Source organism: Bacillus sp. CH_48 (genome assembly GCF_038008465.1).
GTDB lineage: Bacteria > Bacillota > Bacilli > Bacillales > Bacillaceae_G > Bacillus_A > Bacillus_A thuringiensis_S.
Genome location: NZ_JBBOZF010000001.1, coordinates 5,721,044 through 5,736,130, shown reverse-complemented (window position 1 = coordinate 5,736,130; position 15,087 = coordinate 5,721,044). Strand labels below are relative to the sequence as shown.

The window sequence follows — 15,087 nt, the reverse complement described above, 5'->3', positions numbered from 1 at the left end:
CCTACTTTACTAAGCTTTTTACTTACTATATGAATTATTGTGCGGAAGGTTCATCCGTAATATATTGGCGGATTTGCATAATACGAGAGTTATTAAAACCATAATCAACATTTCCAATTTGAAAGCAACCAGAATTTAAAAGTGTCCGCAATTCAACATTATTAACTTCAATAAAAGGGCATTCATTTACAATATTTAATTTTACATCTGTCGTTCGTTTTGGAATTGTAATGTGTTCATCTGTAAAGATTTCAAAAGCATCAAAGCGACCTTCTCCCCTTATATAACAAGGAATTTCACGGTGGACGGCAAGAGCTCTACTTTTTAATTCCATTTGGTTTGCATCTCCAACTTGAAATACGGCAGTAATCCCTAAAGAAATAATAGAAACATTTTGGACAATGGACACATGATGTAACATAATTTCTCAGTCTCCTTAACCTGGAGTAGGAGGGACATCTGTTACTAATGGTACAAATGGACCCTCTGTAACTGTTTCAAATGGTGTATCGAGAATAGAAGATAGAATGAGGAGATTTGCATCTCCAATTAAAAAGAGTGCGGACGACGATACACCGTTCATTTTAATCTGTCCGACTTTTAACTCACGGTTTACAACGTTAAGGTTCATACATACTTACTCCTTTCGGAAATTTCCCGGTATGTGCTGAATAAATGAGAGAAAGGCTTTGTCAATATCTTGTTTCATTGCCTGGATAATGATATCTCGTAAATAATCTGGATCTGTTGAAATACCTTCATATGATTGAACTTGTGATAAATAATAAGGGAGTCGATGCTCCATCTGTTTTTTTATGTCATCCACCATCATTTGTCGATACATTTCATCAAGCGGTGTTCTCTCTTCTTGTTCAAAATGGAGAATACGATTATATGCTTCTTCATCTAAGTATCGATGCATTTCTTGGAGGATACCTTGATAAAAGTCTGGGTTTGTTTCGGTTTCAGGATTTACCTTCAATGTTTCTGTATCCACTTGAAAATCTTCAATTTGTTGTCCTTTTGCTGAAAATGGGTTTAAGCCAATATTTAAAGTGCCATTTAAATTTTCGACTTTTAATTGATCGAATTTGTATTCCACTTTTCCTACAGAAGAGGAGGGGCGATTTTTTAATTCGTTAAGCTCTTCTTGGAGTTGACGCACTTGATCTTCTAAATTGAGGATGGCTGCTTGTTGTGTTTGAAGAGCTTGTTGAAGTTGGTGTAAGTAAGTATATATATCTTGATTCATTTGTGAAACCTCCTTTTCAATAGGGAGGGTAAAAATATTCCTGCTATATATTTATGACAAGGATGTCTTAAGAAGAACTAGTTGATGGTTTGATAGAAATAATTTGTCCGTTTGCCTGTAATGGGCGAAGCGGCTCCGTAAATCCGCCCGTATTTGAAAATTTGGATAGGGCTTTAATACTTCCGGCAGTGCCAATTTGGAATACAGAAGAGGTTGTAATGCTATCAATTTTAATGCTGTTAATGATAATGCTTTGGTTTACGTAAAAATTCAATACAATCGCCCCCTTTAAGTTGAACCAATTATCGCTTGATCAACGACATCTGAATCATTAACAGTCGTTGCACTTTGATAATTGTAGACAGAAACATTATCTCCAACATTAAAAGAGCCGGCCCCGGCGAAAGCACGTGAGTAACTAATAGGCCTAATCGCAAATACATCTCCAATATGAAAAATACCACTTGATCCAATATTGACGATACGAATATGTCCGACCATAGCTGGCATACAAAACACCCTTCGTTTTTAAAATTTTCTTTTCTACTATTGTATGGGCGTTTCCGATAAAATGTGTGTTTTTTTGAAATAAAAGAAACACACACATTATTGCGTGTGTGTGTTGAGTGTTTGATTTGAGTGAAAATCCGTATGTACATGCCAAATTACATTTAAGAGCCTGTCCAGTTCTTGGCTACAATCCACTGTTTTTTGAGAAGTCATTCCATAGCGTTCAGCAAAATAAATCATTTTTTCACGTTTTTTTTCAATCGCTTGCTCAAACATTGAAATCGGCTCCATCTCTAAATGAAATTTTTAGTATATATGTAGTACATATTATACAAAAACCCCATAAAAAAGAAATACCTTCGCTAAAAAAAGTAAAAATTCTACATTTTATGCCAAATGTAAAGGGGTAACGAATAGGATGTGAGAAGAATATTGTAAAAATTAGCGTGCATGAGAAGGTTTTTTTCTTGCGGATGCGAATACAATTAAAGGGTATGAGTTTTAGGATGGAGAGTGGAAATATTGCGTTTTGTAACGGCGAAGAAAGAAGAAAAGGTATTTGTAGGTATTGTGGATGAAGAAGAAGAAAAGGTATTACACTTAAGAGAAGCGCAAAGACAAAAAGGGGAAAAGGTTACAATCCCTATTACAATGTTAGAGTGTATTGAAAGAGGGACTGAGTGCTTTGAGAAAGTATGTGAAATTGTAAATTGGGCAAAAGAGAACGGGGAAGCGGCGTATTATCCGTTAACAGAGGTGAAAATATTAGCACCGATTCCAAGGCCAAGAAAGAATATTTTGTGCGTTGGAAAAAACTATCGTGAGCATGCGGTAGAAATGGGCGGAGTAGAGTCTATTCCAGAAAATATAATGATCTTTACGAAAGCACCAACAACAGTTATTGGCATAAATGAGCAAATTAATGGTCACCCTCACGCAACGGACGAACTAGATTATGAAGGAGAACTAGCTGTCATTATAGGTAAGCGAGGGAAGCAAATTAAAAAAGAAAAAGCGCTTGAGCATGTTTTTGGTTATACGATTATAAATGATGTAACAGCTCGAGACATTCAAAGAAAACATAAACAGTTTTTCCTTGGGAAAAGCTTCGATACATTTTGCCCGATGGGACCGTATTTAATTCATAAATCGGTGGTTAATGCGCCGAATGCATTACACATTGAAACGGTAGTAAATGGAGAAGTAAGGCAAACTTCCAACACAAATAAAATGATTTTTTCGATAGAAGAAATTATTTCAACGATAAGCAAAGGAATGACTTTAGAACCAGGTGATATTATCGCAACAGGAACCCCGGCTGGTGTCGGAAAAGGTTTTACACCACCGAAGTTTTTACATGCTGGTGATGAAGTGGTCATTACAGTAGAAGGAATTGGTACTTTGCGAAATGTAGTGAAATAAAGAAAAGAGCTATCTTGTTAAAAGATAGCTCTTTTTTATGGCCTTGGGTTATAGAGGTAATCGATAACGGAAAAAGTGTAAAGGCCAATGAATGCAAGTGTACAAATGCCAAATAGTATAACCGTAAGTGCACTTTTTTCTCGTCCAAAACCAATGATAGTAAGAATAACAGCAGTCCAAAATGATGCTTTCAGTAGTGTGAATGTAGTAGGAGTTGAGTAGTGAATAAGCCATGTTGTGGAAAGTAGGAAGCCACAGAATGTAACTAAAATAAAAGATGTAGCTAAATAGTTAATCTGTTTACCGTATCTTAATAGCATATCGCACCTCCTTTACGATTTTAAAATACAGAAAATTACGATTTTATCTTAATATAAATGAATATAAAAAGAAAGAGGTTGTCCCAACATGCCGGACAACCTCTCTATTATTATGATAATACAGCTTTAATTTTTTGGAATGCCCACTCTAAATCTTCTTCAGAGATTACTAGAGGTGGTGCGATACGAATTACGTTTTCGTGTGTTTCTTTACATAGTAGACCAGCTGCTTTTAGTTGTTCACAGTAAGGACGAGCTGGCTCGTTTAATTCGATACCGATGAATAAACCTTTACCGCGAACTTCAGTGATCATTGGGTTATCAATTTCTTTTAATTGCCCAACTAATTTTTCTCCTAATTGAAGAGAACGCTCTGTTAATTTTTCTTCTTCTAACACTTCAAGAGCTGCGATAGATACAGCACATGCAAGTGGGTTACCGCCGAATGTAGAACCGTGAGAACCTGGCTCAAATACACCTAAAATGTCGCGGTTTGCTGCAACGCAAGAGATCGGGAACACACCGCCACCAAGTGCTTTACCAAGTATGTACATGTCAGGAGTTACATCGTCCCAGTCACAAGCGAATACTTTACCAGTACGGCCTAAGCCTGTTTGGATTTCATCGGCTACGAATAAAACGTTTTCTTTTTTACATACTTCAAGAGCTTCTTTTAAGTAACCAGCTGGTGGGATGTTAATTCCTGCTTCACCTTGAATCGGTTCTAAAATGAATGCTGCTGTGTTTGGTGTAATTGCGGCTTTTAATGCTTCTAAATCACCGTAAGGAATTACAACGATGCCAGGAAGCATTGGACCGAATCCACGCTTGTACTCTTCATTTGAAGACATAGAAACAGAACCCATTGTACGTCCGTGGAAGTTATCTTCACAAACGATGATTTCAGCACGGTTTGCTTCTACTTTCTTCACATCATAAGCCCAGCGGCGAACTGTTTTAATTGCAGTTTCAACAGCTTCAGCACCTGTGTTCATTGGAAGTACCATTTCTTTATTAGTTAGTTTCGCAACTTTTTCGTACCAAGGACCTAATTGATTGCTATGGAAAGCACGAGAAGTTAACGTAACACGATTAGCTTGGTCAATTAAAGCGTTAATAATTTTCGGGTGACGATGACCTTGGTTTACTGCAGAATATGCACTTAATAAGTCCATATAGCGGTTTCCTTCAGGATCTTCTACCCAAACACCTTCTGCTTTAGAAATAACGATTGGAAGTGGGTGATAGTTATTTGCTCCGTATGTGTCTGTAAGTTCGATAATATCCTTAGTTTGAATCATGATTGTTCCCCCTTTTGTTATTACAAGAAGTTTGTAAATACTCTAAATATTATATCATTTAAATGTAAAAAAGCGAAACATTTCCTGAAAATAAATGAACATGTTATCATATAGAGTGAAAAAGTGTGAAAAGAGGAGGTAAGGGATACGATGGTACATATGCATATTACAGCATGGGCGTTAGGTTTAATTTTATTCTTCGTTGCGTATTCACTTTATTCAGCAGGAAGAAAAGGTAAAGGTGTACATATGGGGCTTCGCCTAATGTATATCATCATTATTGTGACAGGCTTCATGTTGTACATGAGTATTGTGAAGACAGCAACAGGTAGCATGCACATGTGGTATGGCTTAAAAATGTTAACTGGTATTTTAGTTATCGGTGGAATGGAAATGGTTCTTGTGAAAATGAGCAAAAACAAACCAACAGGGGCGGTTTGGGGCTTATTTATTGTTGCGCTAGTAGCAGTATTTTACCTTGGGCTGAAATTACCGATTGGCTGGAAAGTATTCTAATAAAAAATAAAACCACCTTATAATCTCAAAGACTTGGGAGATAAGGTGGTTTTTTACGTTATCCCGTATTAACTGGCAGTAAAACTCCCACCTCAAAATTCAGCTTAAGCAAAGAAGTTAGGCGGGAGATCAACTGCTCGTAAACACCCGATTGGTGAAGGCTAATAATCAGTGGGGCTGCCCCACTGATTAAAGTTTCACTTTATGTCGCATCGATATGCAACTCTTCCCCATTTACTTTCGTAAAACGGAACATATTTTTATTGGATGTAGTGTGACGGACGAAATGGTGCTGCAGTGTACAAATCATCTCTTCGTTATCAAACAAAAGAATATTTACTCCTTCGCGTGACTCCTCTTTCGGTAAGAAAGATAAATAATTATGACAATACATGCAATCATATAAAGAGTAGTGAAGTGATTGCAATGATTCAGTTAATAATGTGAAGACGGAGTCAGGTAATTCCTCGAGCCATTCATTATAACTAAGAAGTAACTTTTTTCGAATACGTATCATTTCACCATTTTGCAAATGGTGTTGTTCGTTGGCGATTTGTAATACATCTTGTTCATAGAAACGGGCTGGTAGCCAATTGTTATTATATAAAACTTCAAACCCATCTTCGGCAATATCTTCTAATAAAAACGCTTCATCATTTTCATCATCAAAGAATACCCATTCATTGTTTATATATTCTACATTACCGACTGTATGAGCACGGGGCTGGTTATATAAAATATGTTTACGTTGTATCATACACGATTTCTCCTTTATGAAAAGTAGTTATTCCTGTTATAGACAGTTCGTGCATTCTTTATAACTAGACACATCTAAACATAGGTGGGCATACAATAAAACACGTTTTACTGAGTGAGAATGCTATTCCATATGTGGATAGTAGGTTATCGTCAAGTTTGTCATTTTTTTGATCCGCACTCACAGGGTGGGGATTACTGCACGTTCAAGAAAAGAAATAAGATGGAAGGATGATTTATATGTGCGGGATTACAGGATGGGTGGATTATAAACGCTCATTAGAAGGAGAAAGAGATGTCGTTACGAAGATGGCTGAGACGTTAGCGAAACGCGGTCCAGATGATAATAAAGTTTGGATTAAAGGTAATGTCGCATTTGGGCATAAACGGTTAATCGTTGTTGATCCTGAGGGTGGTAAACAACCGATGACTTGTTTAAAAGATGAAACGAATTATGCCATTTGTTATAACGGTGAACTTTATAACACAGAAGACATTCGAAAGGAATTATTAAGAAGAGGATATACGTTCAAAGGTCATTCTGATACAGAAGTATTATTAGCTTCTTATATTGAATGGAAAGAAGAATGTGTCGATCATTTAAACGGTATATATGCGTTTACAGTATGGGACGAACAGAAAGAACAAGTATTTATTGCGAGAGATCGATTAGGTGTAAAGCCACTTTTTTATAAATATGATAGCGGACGCTTATTATTTGGTTCGGAGTTAAAAGCGATATTGTCGCATCCAGATGTGAAGGCAGAAGTAACATTAGAAGGATTATCAGAAATATTCGGACTCGGACCGTCAAGAACACCTGGCCACGGTATTTATGCTGGTATAAAAGAATTACGTCCAGGTCATGCGATGACATTTTCAAAGAACGGTTTATGTATATGGAGATATTGGAATGTGGAAAGTAAAAAACATGAAGACTCCTTTGAAGAAACAGTAGAGAAAACACGCTTTTTATTACAAGATGCGATTACAAGGCAGCTCGTTTCTGATGTACCACTATGTACTTTTCTATCAGGCGGTGTAGATTCGAGCGCTATAACAGCAATTGCTGCGAAAGAATATGCAAGGTCAGGAAAAGGGCAATTACACACATATTCTGTTGATTATGAAGATAATGACAAATACTTTAAAGCGAATGCGTTTCAGCCAAATTCAGATGCTCCGTTTATTAATTTAATGACTGAGACATTTCAAACAACCCATCATCGCTGCGTCATTTCGAATGAACAATTAGCAGAGTATTTAACTGAAGCGGTACTCGTTCGTGATTTGCCTGGTATGGCAGATATCGATTCGTCATTATTATGGTTTTGCCGAGAAATTAAACAAGATTTTGTCGTTGGCTTATCTGGAGAATGTGCAGATGAAATATTTGGTGGATATCCGTGGTTTTATAGAGAAGATGATTTACAATCGAGTGCATTTCCGTGGATGCGTTCTACAGAGGCACGTGAACAACTTCTAAAAAAAGAATGGAGAAATAAACTAAATTTACAACAATATGTACAAAGGCGCTATGAGGAATCAATTCAAGAAGTTCCTATTTTAGAGGGGGAAAGTCCACTAGAAGCAAAAAGACGCCAATTATTTTATTTAAATATGGTATGGTTTATGACAACATTATTAGACAGAAAAGACCGTATGAGTATGGGGGCAAGTTTAGAAGTACGCGTTCCATTTGCAGATCATCGTCTTGTCGAATATGCGTGGAATATTCCTTGGGAAATGAAAATGTATAAAAACCGCGAAAAAGGTCTATTACGTAAAGCGTTAGAAGATGTACTCCCACATGACATCTTATATAGGAAGAAGAGTCCTTATCCGAAAACGCACAATCCACACTATACAAAGGCAGTAACGGTATGGCTTCAAAATCTATTAACAGATAAAGGTTCAATTTTACACGAACTATTTGATAAAGAGCAGTTGAGCGGATTGATTCAGTCTGGTGGCAGTGCATTTCAAACACCGTGGTTTGGTCAATTGATGACTGGGCCACAGCTTTTAGCTCATTTAGCACAAATTCATGTTTGGTTTAAAGAGTATGGGGTAAATATTAAAGAATAGGAGAAAAGCGGCTTGCAATTATGTAAGTCGCTTTTATTAAAGAAATTGTCATATAAAATTCAAAATCACCTTATAAATAATACTTAATTAGAATTATTATTTTGACGTACTTATTATTACTTGTTATAATTTGAAACAAACGTTCTGAAAAGTATTCTCATTTATAAAATTGAGGTGTTATATAGATGACAAAGGAAAAAATAGGTTTACTCGTAATGGCGTATGGAACACCAGAATCATTAGACGATGTAGAGGCATATTATACACATATCCGTCACGGACGTAAGCCATCAGAAGAAGCGCTTGAAGATTTAATTGGGCGCTATAAAGCGATTGGTGGAATTTCGCCGCTTGCAAAAATTACGAAAGAGCAGGCGCATAAATTAACAGATTCAATGAATAATATATTTACAGAGTATGAATTTACTTGTTACTTAGGTTTAAAACATACTGCGCCATTTATAGAAGATGCTGTAGAAGAAATGAAGCGAGATGGAATTGAGCAGGCGATTAGTATCGTATTAGCACCGCACTATTCTACATTTAGCATTAAAGCGTATAATGACCGTGCTATTCGTCTTTCAAAAGAAATCGGTGGTCCTGTGATTGAACCAATTGAACAATGGTACGATGAACCGAAGTTTATTTCGTATTGGACAGATCAAATAAAAGAAACATTTACAAAGATTGAAGATAAAGAGAAAACAGTTGTAATTTTTTCGGCGCATAGTTTGCCAGAAACAATTATTGCAGCAGGGGACCCTTATGTGGAGCAATTGCAGCATACAGCAGATTTAATTGCGGGGACTGCCAATATTCAAAACTATACAACGGGTTGGCAAAGTGCTGGGAATACTCCAGATCCGTGGATTGGTCCAGATGTGCAAGATTTAACGAAAGATTTATATGAAGAGCATGGGTACGAATCTTTCATATATTGCCCAGTTGGCTTTGTGGCAGAGCATTTAGAAGTTTTATATGACAATGATTATGAATGTAAAGTTGTAACTGATGAATTAAATGCTAAATATTTTAGACCAAATATGCCGAATGCACAATCTGCATTTATCGACTGTTTGGCTGAAATTGTTTCCAAAAAAGTGAAGGAAATAGTTGACAAAGATTTAGTTTTAAATAATAATTAATTTATAATAATTTTAAATAAATAATAATTACTATGAAAGAAAGAGGAGGATCCCCCTAGATGAATCCAAATAATCGCTTAACAACAAACCAAGGTGCTCCAGTTGGAGACAACCAAAATTCTCGTACAGCTGGTCGTCGTGGACCAGTATTATTAGAAGACTATCATTTAGTAGAAAAACTTGCACACTTTGATCGTGAACGTATTCCGGAGCGTGTTGTGCATGCACGTGGTGCAGGTGCTCACGGTGTATTCGTAACGAAAAATAGCATGAAGCCATATACGAAAGCAGCATTTTTACAAAATGAAGGAACTGAAACACCTGTATTTGTTCGTTTTTCAACGGTTATTCATGGTCAAGGTTCTCCGGAAACAGCTCGTGACCCACGCGGTTTCGCAGTTAAATTTTATACAGAAGAAGGAAACTACGATATCGTAGGTAATCATTTACCAGTTTTCTTCATTCGTGATGCAATTAAATTCCCTGACATGGTTCATTCTTTAAAACCAGCACCGGATACAAATATTCAAACGCCAGATCGTTATTGGGATTTCATGACGTTAACTCCAGAGTCTACACATATGATGACATGGGTATTTTCTGATTATGGTACACCAGCAAGCTATCGTGAAATGGAAGGTTTCGGTGTCCATTCATTTAAATGGATTAATGAAGAAGGTAAAATTGTTTATATTAAATACCACTGGAAACCGCAGCAAAGTGTACGTAACTTAAATGCGAAAGAAGTGCAAGAAGTGCAGGGGAAAGACTTCAATCATGCAACTCGTGATTTGTTCGACGCAATCGAAAAAGGAAATCATCCAAAATGGGATTTACACGTACAAGTTATGCAACTAGATGAAATGGATTCTTTAGACTTTGATCCACTAGATCCAACGAAAGTATGGCCAGAAGATCGCTTCCCGTTAATTGAAGTAGGGACAATGACGTTAAATCGTAATCCGAAAAACTTCTTTGCAGAAGTAGAACAAGTAGCGTTCTCTCCAAGTGCAACTGTAAATGGTATTGAACCATCGGAAGATAAATTATTACAAGGTCGTTTATTCTCTTACCCAGATACACAGCGTTATCGTCTTGGTGCAAATTACTTGCAAATTCCTGTAAACTGCCCATATGCAGCTGTTCATAACCAACAACGTGATGGTGCGATGCAAATGAATCAAAACCCATCTACAATCAACTACGAACCGAGCCGTCATGCAGAGAATCCAGTTGAAGACAAAGCTTACCGCGATTCGACTATGAAAGTAGAAGGCTATGTATCTCGTGAAAAAATCGAGAAACCAAATGACTTTAAACAAGCAGGTGAGCGTTACCGTTCATTCTCTAAAGAAGAGCAAGATAACTTAATTGCAAACTTAACAAATGACTTGAAAGACGTAAATGAACGCACGAAATTACTAGCTGTTTGTAACTTCTTCCGTGCAGATCAAGAATACGGTATGCGTTTAGCGCAGGCGTTAAATGTTGATATTACGCAATATGTAGGAAATGCTCCAAAATAAATAGGAAAAGACGACCGGGTTTCGGTCGTCTTTTTTGTATAACGTTATGTGGGGTATTTTGCTTGTAAATTATGTCGGAATTTGTTTGTAAATCGATATGTTGTGTCGGACCGTTGATATATTGAAAGAAACAATCGATATATCCAAAAAACCGTTGATATATTTACATTTATACTAGGTGGGGTATGTTGCCTAGTACGCAAAAAAGAGATGCAATCTACTATCAATAGATTGCATCTCTTTTTTAGTTTACTCGCTCTGCATGTTCATAAGCCTTCTCGCCATGCATTGAAATATCAAGACCCATGTGTTCTTCATGTTCATCGACGCGAACGGGGAGGAAGAAGTTGATCGCTTTAATAATGGCATACGTCATGATAATCGTGAATGCATATGTTGCGCCAATCGCTATAAGTTGTTTAAACAGTAACGCGGCATTTCCGTAAAATAATCCGTTTGCGCCATCCCCGTTTACGGCAGTAGTTGCAAATAGTCCTGTTGCAATACCGCCCCAAGTTCCTCCGATGCCGTGGCATCCAAAGGCATCAAGTGTATCGTCATACCCGAATTTTGTTTTTAGGAAGAAAACGGCGCCGAAGCATATTATACCACCAATTGCTCCGATAAGAAGGGCGGAGAAAGGTGTAACGAACCCGCAGGCTGGTGTAATAGCTACTAGACCAGAAACAACTCCGCAAGCAGCTCCCATCGCGGTCGGTTTTGATTGGAAGAACCATTCAGAAAGCATCCAAGTTAGAGCAGAGGCAGCAGCGGCTATATTTGTATTAATAAATGCAGTTAAAGCTACGTCGTTTAAGGATAATGCGCTGCCAACGTTAAAACCGAACCAGCCAAACCATAATAAGCCTGCGCCTAACATTGTAAATGGCAAATGGTGAGGAGAAGAACCATTTATGTTTTTTCGTTTTCCAAGGAAAATAGCTAATACAAGACCGGCAACTCCGGAAGTGATGTGAACGACATTTCCGCCAGCGAAGTCTAGTGCACCAAGTTCCCTTAGCCACCCACCGAGGCCCCATACCCAATGAGCGACAGGATTGTAAACGATTGTTGTCCATAGAAGGATAAAAATAAGAAAGGCAGAAAATCGCATTCTTTCAGCGAATGCACCTGAAATTAAAGCTGGAGTTAAAATGGCGAACATGAGTTGAAACATCATAAATAAATTGTGAGGAATAGTAGATGAGTAGTCTGGATTTGGTGCGTAGGTAACTCCGTTTAGACCGAACCAATCAAGTGTACCGATAAGTCCGTGCCAATCTGGCCCGAATGATAAAGAATAGCCGATAACAATCCATTGAATCGAAACGATAGCCATTGCACTATAACTATGCATCGTTGTACTGAGTACGTTTTTGCTACGAACCATACCTCCATAAAAAAGTGCCAATCCTGGTGTCATCAACATGACCATTACTGTCGTCACAAACATAAAAACCGTATCTTCCATATTCATGATCTCTCCTCCTGGGATGTTAGAAAAAATAACATATATTTGTTATGTTTCATATCATATTCGAAATAAAACTAAAAATCAACTAAAAATTCAGAAAATTACATACGTGATGTCATAAAATCTAACATAGATTATTTTGTGAGGATTGAAATCGGCATATGCGTTTCACTCGGATAATTGGTATAATATTCTTACAATTAAAAAATTGGGGGATGCGTGTGGGAAAAATATGGACTAGGAAACTATTCATTTGTTTTTGCTTAGCTGTTGTTTTGTTTGTACCAATACATACTTTTGCAGACGAAAAAAGAGAGTGGCGAGATGAGGTTATATACTCCATTATGATTGATCGCTTCAATAATGGAGAACCGAAAAATGACAAACAGTTAGAAGTTGGTAATTTAGAAGGGTATCAAGGCGGGGATATAAGAGGAATTATAAAAAGGTTGGATTACATAAAAGAAATGGGTTTTACTACCGTTATGCTTTCGCCACTTTTTGAAAGTGGAAAGTACGATGGATTAGACGTGCGAAATTTTAAAAAGGTAAATGAACATTTCGGGACAGAAAATGATGTGAAAGAACTTGTAAAAGAAGCTCAGGCAAAAGGAATGAAAGTTGTATTTCAATTTCCGCTTGGAGAAAACGAACAACAGGTAATTGACGCAATGAAATGGTGGATAAAAGAAGTTGATTTAGACGGAAGTTATGTTATACATAGTGAAAAAAAGCCGCGTTCCTTTTGGGATAACGCGCAAAAAGATATGCAAGTGATAAAGAAAGATTTTCGTATTATGACAAAGGAGGATAGCGAATACAACGAAAAAATAGTAGAATCGTTTTCCAAAGCGGATGTATCGGTGAAATCGTTATACGATGTGAGTAAAAAAGAAGGAGAATTTGTTACGTTCTTAGATGATCAAGAAACAAAAAGATATGCGCGTATTGCAAAAGAAAATATGTATTATCCGCCATCACGTTTAAAACTGGCGCTTACATATCTGTTAACATCACCTGGAATTCCGAATTTTTATTACGGAACTGAAATTGCATTAGATGGAGGAAGTGTACCCGATAATAGACGATTAATGGATTTTAAGTCAGACGAAAAATTTATGCAGCACATAACAAAACTAGGTGAACTTAGACAGGCGAGACCGTCTTTACGACGCGGTACGTTTGAGCTATTGTATGATAATAGCGGGATGAGCATACTAAAACGAAAATATAAAAATGAAGTAACTTTAGTAGCAATTAATAATACGAAAGAAACACAAAAAGTCTCCTTACCTGCAAGTACGATTGGTGAAAAACAAGAGTTAAGAGGATTGTTAGAGGATGAAATTATAAGAGAGGAAAATGGGGGATTTTATCTCGTTTTAAAGCGTGAAGAATCAAACGTGTATAAAGTTAACGGAGAAACAGGTGTGAATTGGTTATTTATCTCCTTAATCGTTGGTGTGAATGTATTATTTATTGCGTTTTTAATTGCAGTTAAAAGGAAACGTAGATGAGAAGTTGCTCGTTCTATGTTCATGTCTTCTTATTGTATTTGTTTGTTCGGTGGGGCAATAGTGTTTATTCTGTTGATATGAAATTTCTTAAGAGAAACGATACGAAAATGAAAACTTCTCTAATGAGAGGGGGTTCCAGGTTAGGGAGAAAGTCTTCTTCCTAGCCTGTTTTTGTGTCAATACGGATAGAGAAAGATCTTTGGAACGAACGATAATTGCAACTATATTAATTTTATATTACATTAAAAATTAGAGAATACTCTTATACTAATATAGTGCTAAATAGTAGGTGGGAAAATGGAATTTTACGATTTGGGTATTACCATTAAAGAGCTTAGAATTAAAAAAAATATATCACAATCCGAATTATGTCATGGAATATGTTCGCAAAGTCAAATTAGCAAAATAGAAAAAGGTATGATTTATCCATCTAGTATATTGTTATATCAATTATCAGAAAGACTTGGTATTGACCCGAATAATATATTTGCATTAACTCAAAACAAAAAATTTAAATATGTAGAAAATGTAAAATACGTAATAAAAGATTGCTTAAAGCAAAAACAATATAAAGAACTTTATGAAATAGTGAAAAAAGAGAAAGATGAAAAAAATTTCCAAGCAAAAGAAGATAAACAATTTCTCCTATGGCATGAAGCAATTGCTGTATTTGAGGTGAACAGATCCATAAAAACTGCTTTAAAACTTTTAAATAATGCATTAAAACTAACTTTAACCAATGTTGATTTTTTATCAGAAAGAGAAATAGATATTATGCAGACAATGTCTATATTTTATGCGGAAAATAAAGAATATGATAAAAGTATTACTATATTAGGAAGATGTTTAACTAATTTTAATAAGTTAGATTTTCCGAGAGATAAAGCGATTAAATTAAAAATCATTTTTAATTTAGCGAAATGTTTAGGTATGACCTATCAATATGAAGAAGCGGTAAAATACATTGATAAGGGCATCAAATTAGCTATTAATCTAAATACTTTATACTTATTAGGTGAACTGTACTATTTAAAAGGATGGAATTTATTAAGATTTAAACAACAGAATGAAGAAGATATTGCAAATAACATGAAAAAAGCATTATTTATATTTGAACTAACAGAAAAAGAAACTCTGATAAAAATGGTTAAAGAAAAATATTTTGAAAATCAAACTGAAAAAAGCCACTCATAATTCATTTGGAAATCACTTGAAATATAATAAAACCTACAGGGGAAATCCCTGTAGGTTTTATACTTA

General features: G+C 36.1%; 17 protein-coding genes. 7 read left to right on the top strand and 10 right to left on the bottom strand.

The genetic code is table 11. From position 1 onward, the window contains the following. Window positions 1–34 precede the first annotated feature (34 nt). The 6 genes from N2V92_RS29050 to N2V92_RS29025 all read right to left on the bottom strand — a co-directional run bounded on the left by N2V92_RS29050 (window position 35) and on the right by N2V92_RS29025 (window position 2,038). Window positions 35–421: a spore germination protein GerPE gene (locus N2V92_RS29050; RefSeq protein WP_000902327.1), complete on the bottom strand. Its 387-nt coding sequence runs from the start codon at window positions 419–421 to the stop codon at window positions 35–37. Between the two features lie 15 nt (window positions 422–436). Beyond that, window positions 437–631, bottom strand: coding sequence for a spore germination protein GerPD (gene gerPD / locus N2V92_RS29045; RefSeq protein ID WP_001052807.1), 195 nt, complete (start codon window positions 629–631; stop codon window positions 437–439). Window positions 632–637: 6 nt separating this feature from the next. Further along, window positions 638–1,252, bottom strand: coding sequence for a spore germination protein GerPC (gene gerPC, locus N2V92_RS29040; protein ID WP_001070761.1), 615 nt, complete (start codon window positions 1,250–1,252; stop codon window positions 638–640). Window positions 1,253–1,319: 67 nt separating this feature from the next. Next, window positions 1,320–1,526, bottom strand: coding sequence for a spore germination protein GerPB (gene gerPB / locus N2V92_RS29035; protein WP_001012509.1), 207 nt, complete (start codon window positions 1,524–1,526; stop codon window positions 1,320–1,322). Between the two features lie 14 nt (window positions 1,527–1,540). Beyond that, window positions 1,541–1,762: a spore germination protein GerPA gene (gerPA, locus tag N2V92_RS29030; RefSeq protein WP_001111188.1), complete on the bottom strand. Its 222-nt coding sequence runs from the start codon at window positions 1,760–1,762 to the stop codon at window positions 1,541–1,543. A gap of 96 nt (window positions 1,763–1,858) precedes the next feature. Further along, on the bottom strand, window positions 1,859–2,038 hold the full coding sequence (locus N2V92_RS29025; RefSeq protein ID WP_000462848.1) for an aspartyl-phosphate phosphatase Spo0E family protein: 180 nt from the start codon (window positions 2,036–2,038) through the stop codon (window positions 1,859–1,861). A gap of 246 nt (window positions 2,039–2,284) precedes the next feature. Here N2V92_RS29025 and N2V92_RS29020 point away from each other — a divergent pair, with 246 nt between their 5' ends. Further along, window positions 2,285–3,184, top strand: coding sequence for a fumarylacetoacetate hydrolase family protein (locus tag N2V92_RS29020; RefSeq protein WP_001213078.1), 900 nt, complete (start codon window positions 2,285–2,287; stop codon window positions 3,182–3,184). A 35-nt stretch (window positions 3,185–3,219) separates the two neighbouring features. On the opposite strand, the gene N2V92_RS29015 is transcribed toward N2V92_RS29020, so the two are convergent. Further along, window positions 3,220–3,504, bottom strand: coding sequence for a hypothetical protein (locus N2V92_RS29015; RefSeq protein ID WP_016077976.1), 285 nt, complete (start codon window positions 3,502–3,504; stop codon window positions 3,220–3,222). Between the two features lie 110 nt (window positions 3,505–3,614). After that, window positions 3,615–4,805, bottom strand: a complete 1,191-nt coding sequence (gene rocD, locus N2V92_RS29010; protein ID WP_170264806.1) for an ornithine aminotransferase — start codon at window positions 4,803–4,805, stop codon at window positions 3,615–3,617. Window positions 4,806–4,955: 150 nt separating this feature from the next. Here rocD and N2V92_RS29005 point away from each other — a divergent pair, with 150 nt between their 5' ends. Continuing rightward, window positions 4,956–5,321: a YisL family protein gene (locus tag N2V92_RS29005; RefSeq protein WP_000233496.1), complete on the top strand. Its 366-nt coding sequence runs from the start codon at window positions 4,956–4,958 to the stop codon at window positions 5,319–5,321. Window positions 5,322–5,523: 202 nt separating this feature from the next. Here N2V92_RS29005 and N2V92_RS29000 read toward each other — a convergent pair whose 3' ends face one another. Next, window positions 5,524–6,078 (bottom strand): DUF2777 domain-containing protein, encoded by a 555-nt coding sequence (locus N2V92_RS29000; protein ID WP_000616051.1) that lies wholly within the window; start codon window positions 6,076–6,078, stop codon window positions 5,524–5,526. 239 nt (window positions 6,079–6,317) lie between these two features. Here N2V92_RS29000 and asnB point away from each other — a divergent pair, with 239 nt between their 5' ends. The 3 genes from asnB (at window position 6,318) to katB (ending at window position 10,836) form a co-directional block, all read left to right on the top strand. Continuing rightward, window positions 6,318–8,165, top strand: a complete 1,848-nt coding sequence (gene asnB, locus N2V92_RS28995) for an asparagine synthase (glutamine-hydrolyzing) (RefSeq protein ID WP_016077975.1) — start codon at window positions 6,318–6,320, stop codon at window positions 8,163–8,165. A gap of 185 nt (window positions 8,166–8,350) precedes the next feature. After that, on the top strand, window positions 8,351–9,310 hold the full coding sequence (gene hemH / locus N2V92_RS28990) for a ferrochelatase (protein WP_000159539.1): 960 nt from the start codon (window positions 8,351–8,353) through the stop codon (window positions 9,308–9,310). 59 nt (window positions 9,311–9,369) lie between these two features. Then, window positions 9,370–10,836, top strand: a complete 1,467-nt coding sequence (gene katB, locus N2V92_RS28985) for a catalase KatB (RefSeq protein ID WP_001069166.1) — start codon at window positions 9,370–9,372, stop codon at window positions 10,834–10,836. A 244-nt stretch (window positions 10,837–11,080) separates the two neighbouring features. On the opposite strand, the gene N2V92_RS28980 is transcribed toward katB, so the two are convergent. Then, window positions 11,081–12,313, bottom strand: a complete 1,233-nt coding sequence (locus N2V92_RS28980) for an ammonium transporter (protein ID WP_016077974.1) — start codon at window positions 12,311–12,313, stop codon at window positions 11,081–11,083. Between the two features lie 158 nt (window positions 12,314–12,471). On the opposite strand from N2V92_RS28980, the gene N2V92_RS28975 reads away from it, so the two are divergent. Together N2V92_RS28975 and N2V92_RS28970 are read left to right on the top strand one after the other, a co-directional pair. Continuing rightward, on the top strand, window positions 12,472–13,827 hold the full coding sequence (locus N2V92_RS28975) for an alpha-amylase family glycosyl hydrolase (RefSeq protein ID WP_033668897.1): 1,356 nt from the start codon (window positions 12,472–12,474) through the stop codon (window positions 13,825–13,827). A 297-nt stretch (window positions 13,828–14,124) separates the two neighbouring features. Then, window positions 14,125–15,021 (top strand): helix-turn-helix domain-containing protein, encoded by an 897-nt coding sequence (locus tag N2V92_RS28970; RefSeq protein WP_000397873.1) that lies wholly within the window; start codon window positions 14,125–14,127, stop codon window positions 15,019–15,021. Window positions 15,022–15,087 lie beyond the last annotated feature (66 nt).

What these genes read in the sequence shown, in the direction of transcription:
- N2V92_RS28975 (WP_033668897.1), top strand. Translation starts at nt 12,472, where the DNA reads ATGCGTTTCACTCGGATAATTGGTATAATATTCTTACAATTAAAAAAT.
- N2V92_RS28980 (WP_016077974.1), bottom strand. Translation starts at nt 12,313, where the DNA reads ATGAATATGGAAGATACGGTTTTTATGTTTGTGACGACAGTAATGGTC.
- N2V92_RS29025 (WP_000462848.1), bottom strand. Translation starts at nt 2,038, where the DNA reads ATGTTTGAGCAAGCGATTGAAAAAAAACGTGAAAAAATGATTTATTTT.
- N2V92_RS29015 (WP_016077976.1), bottom strand. Translation starts at nt 3,504, where the DNA reads ATGCTATTAAGATACGGTAAACAGATTAACTATTTAGCTACATCTTTT.
- hemH (WP_000159539.1), top strand. Translation starts at nt 8,351, where the DNA reads ATGACAAAGGAAAAAATAGGTTTACTCGTAATGGCGTATGGAACACCA.
- N2V92_RS28970 (WP_000397873.1), top strand. Translation starts at nt 14,125, where the DNA reads ATGGAATTTTACGATTTGGGTATTACCATTAAAGAGCTTAGAATTAAA.
- N2V92_RS29005 (WP_000233496.1), top strand. Translation starts at nt 4,956, where the DNA reads ATGGTACATATGCATATTACAGCATGGGCGTTAGGTTTAATTTTATTC.
- N2V92_RS29050 (WP_000902327.1), bottom strand. Translation starts at nt 421, where the DNA reads ATGTTACATCATGTGTCCATTGTCCAAAATGTTTCTATTATTTCTTTA.
- N2V92_RS29000 (WP_000616051.1), bottom strand. Translation starts at nt 6,078, where the DNA reads ATGATACAACGTAAACATATTTTATATAACCAGCCCCGTGCTCATACA.
- gerPC (WP_001070761.1), bottom strand. Translation starts at nt 1,252, where the DNA reads ATGAATCAAGATATATATACTTACTTACACCAACTTCAACAAGCTCTT.
- rocD (WP_170264806.1), bottom strand. Translation starts at nt 4,805, where the DNA reads ATGATTCAAACTAAGGATATTATCGAACTTACAGACACATACGGAGCA.
- gerPD (WP_001052807.1), bottom strand. Translation starts at nt 631, where the DNA reads ATGAACCTTAACGTTGTAAACCGTGAGTTAAAAGTCGGACAGATTAAA.
- gerPA (WP_001111188.1), bottom strand. Translation starts at nt 1,762, where the DNA reads ATGCCAGCTATGGTCGGACATATTCGTATCGTCAATATTGGATCAAGT.
- asnB (WP_016077975.1), top strand. Translation starts at nt 6,318, where the DNA reads ATGTGCGGGATTACAGGATGGGTGGATTATAAACGCTCATTAGAAGGA.
- katB (WP_001069166.1), top strand. Translation starts at nt 9,370, where the DNA reads ATGAATCCAAATAATCGCTTAACAACAAACCAAGGTGCTCCAGTTGGA.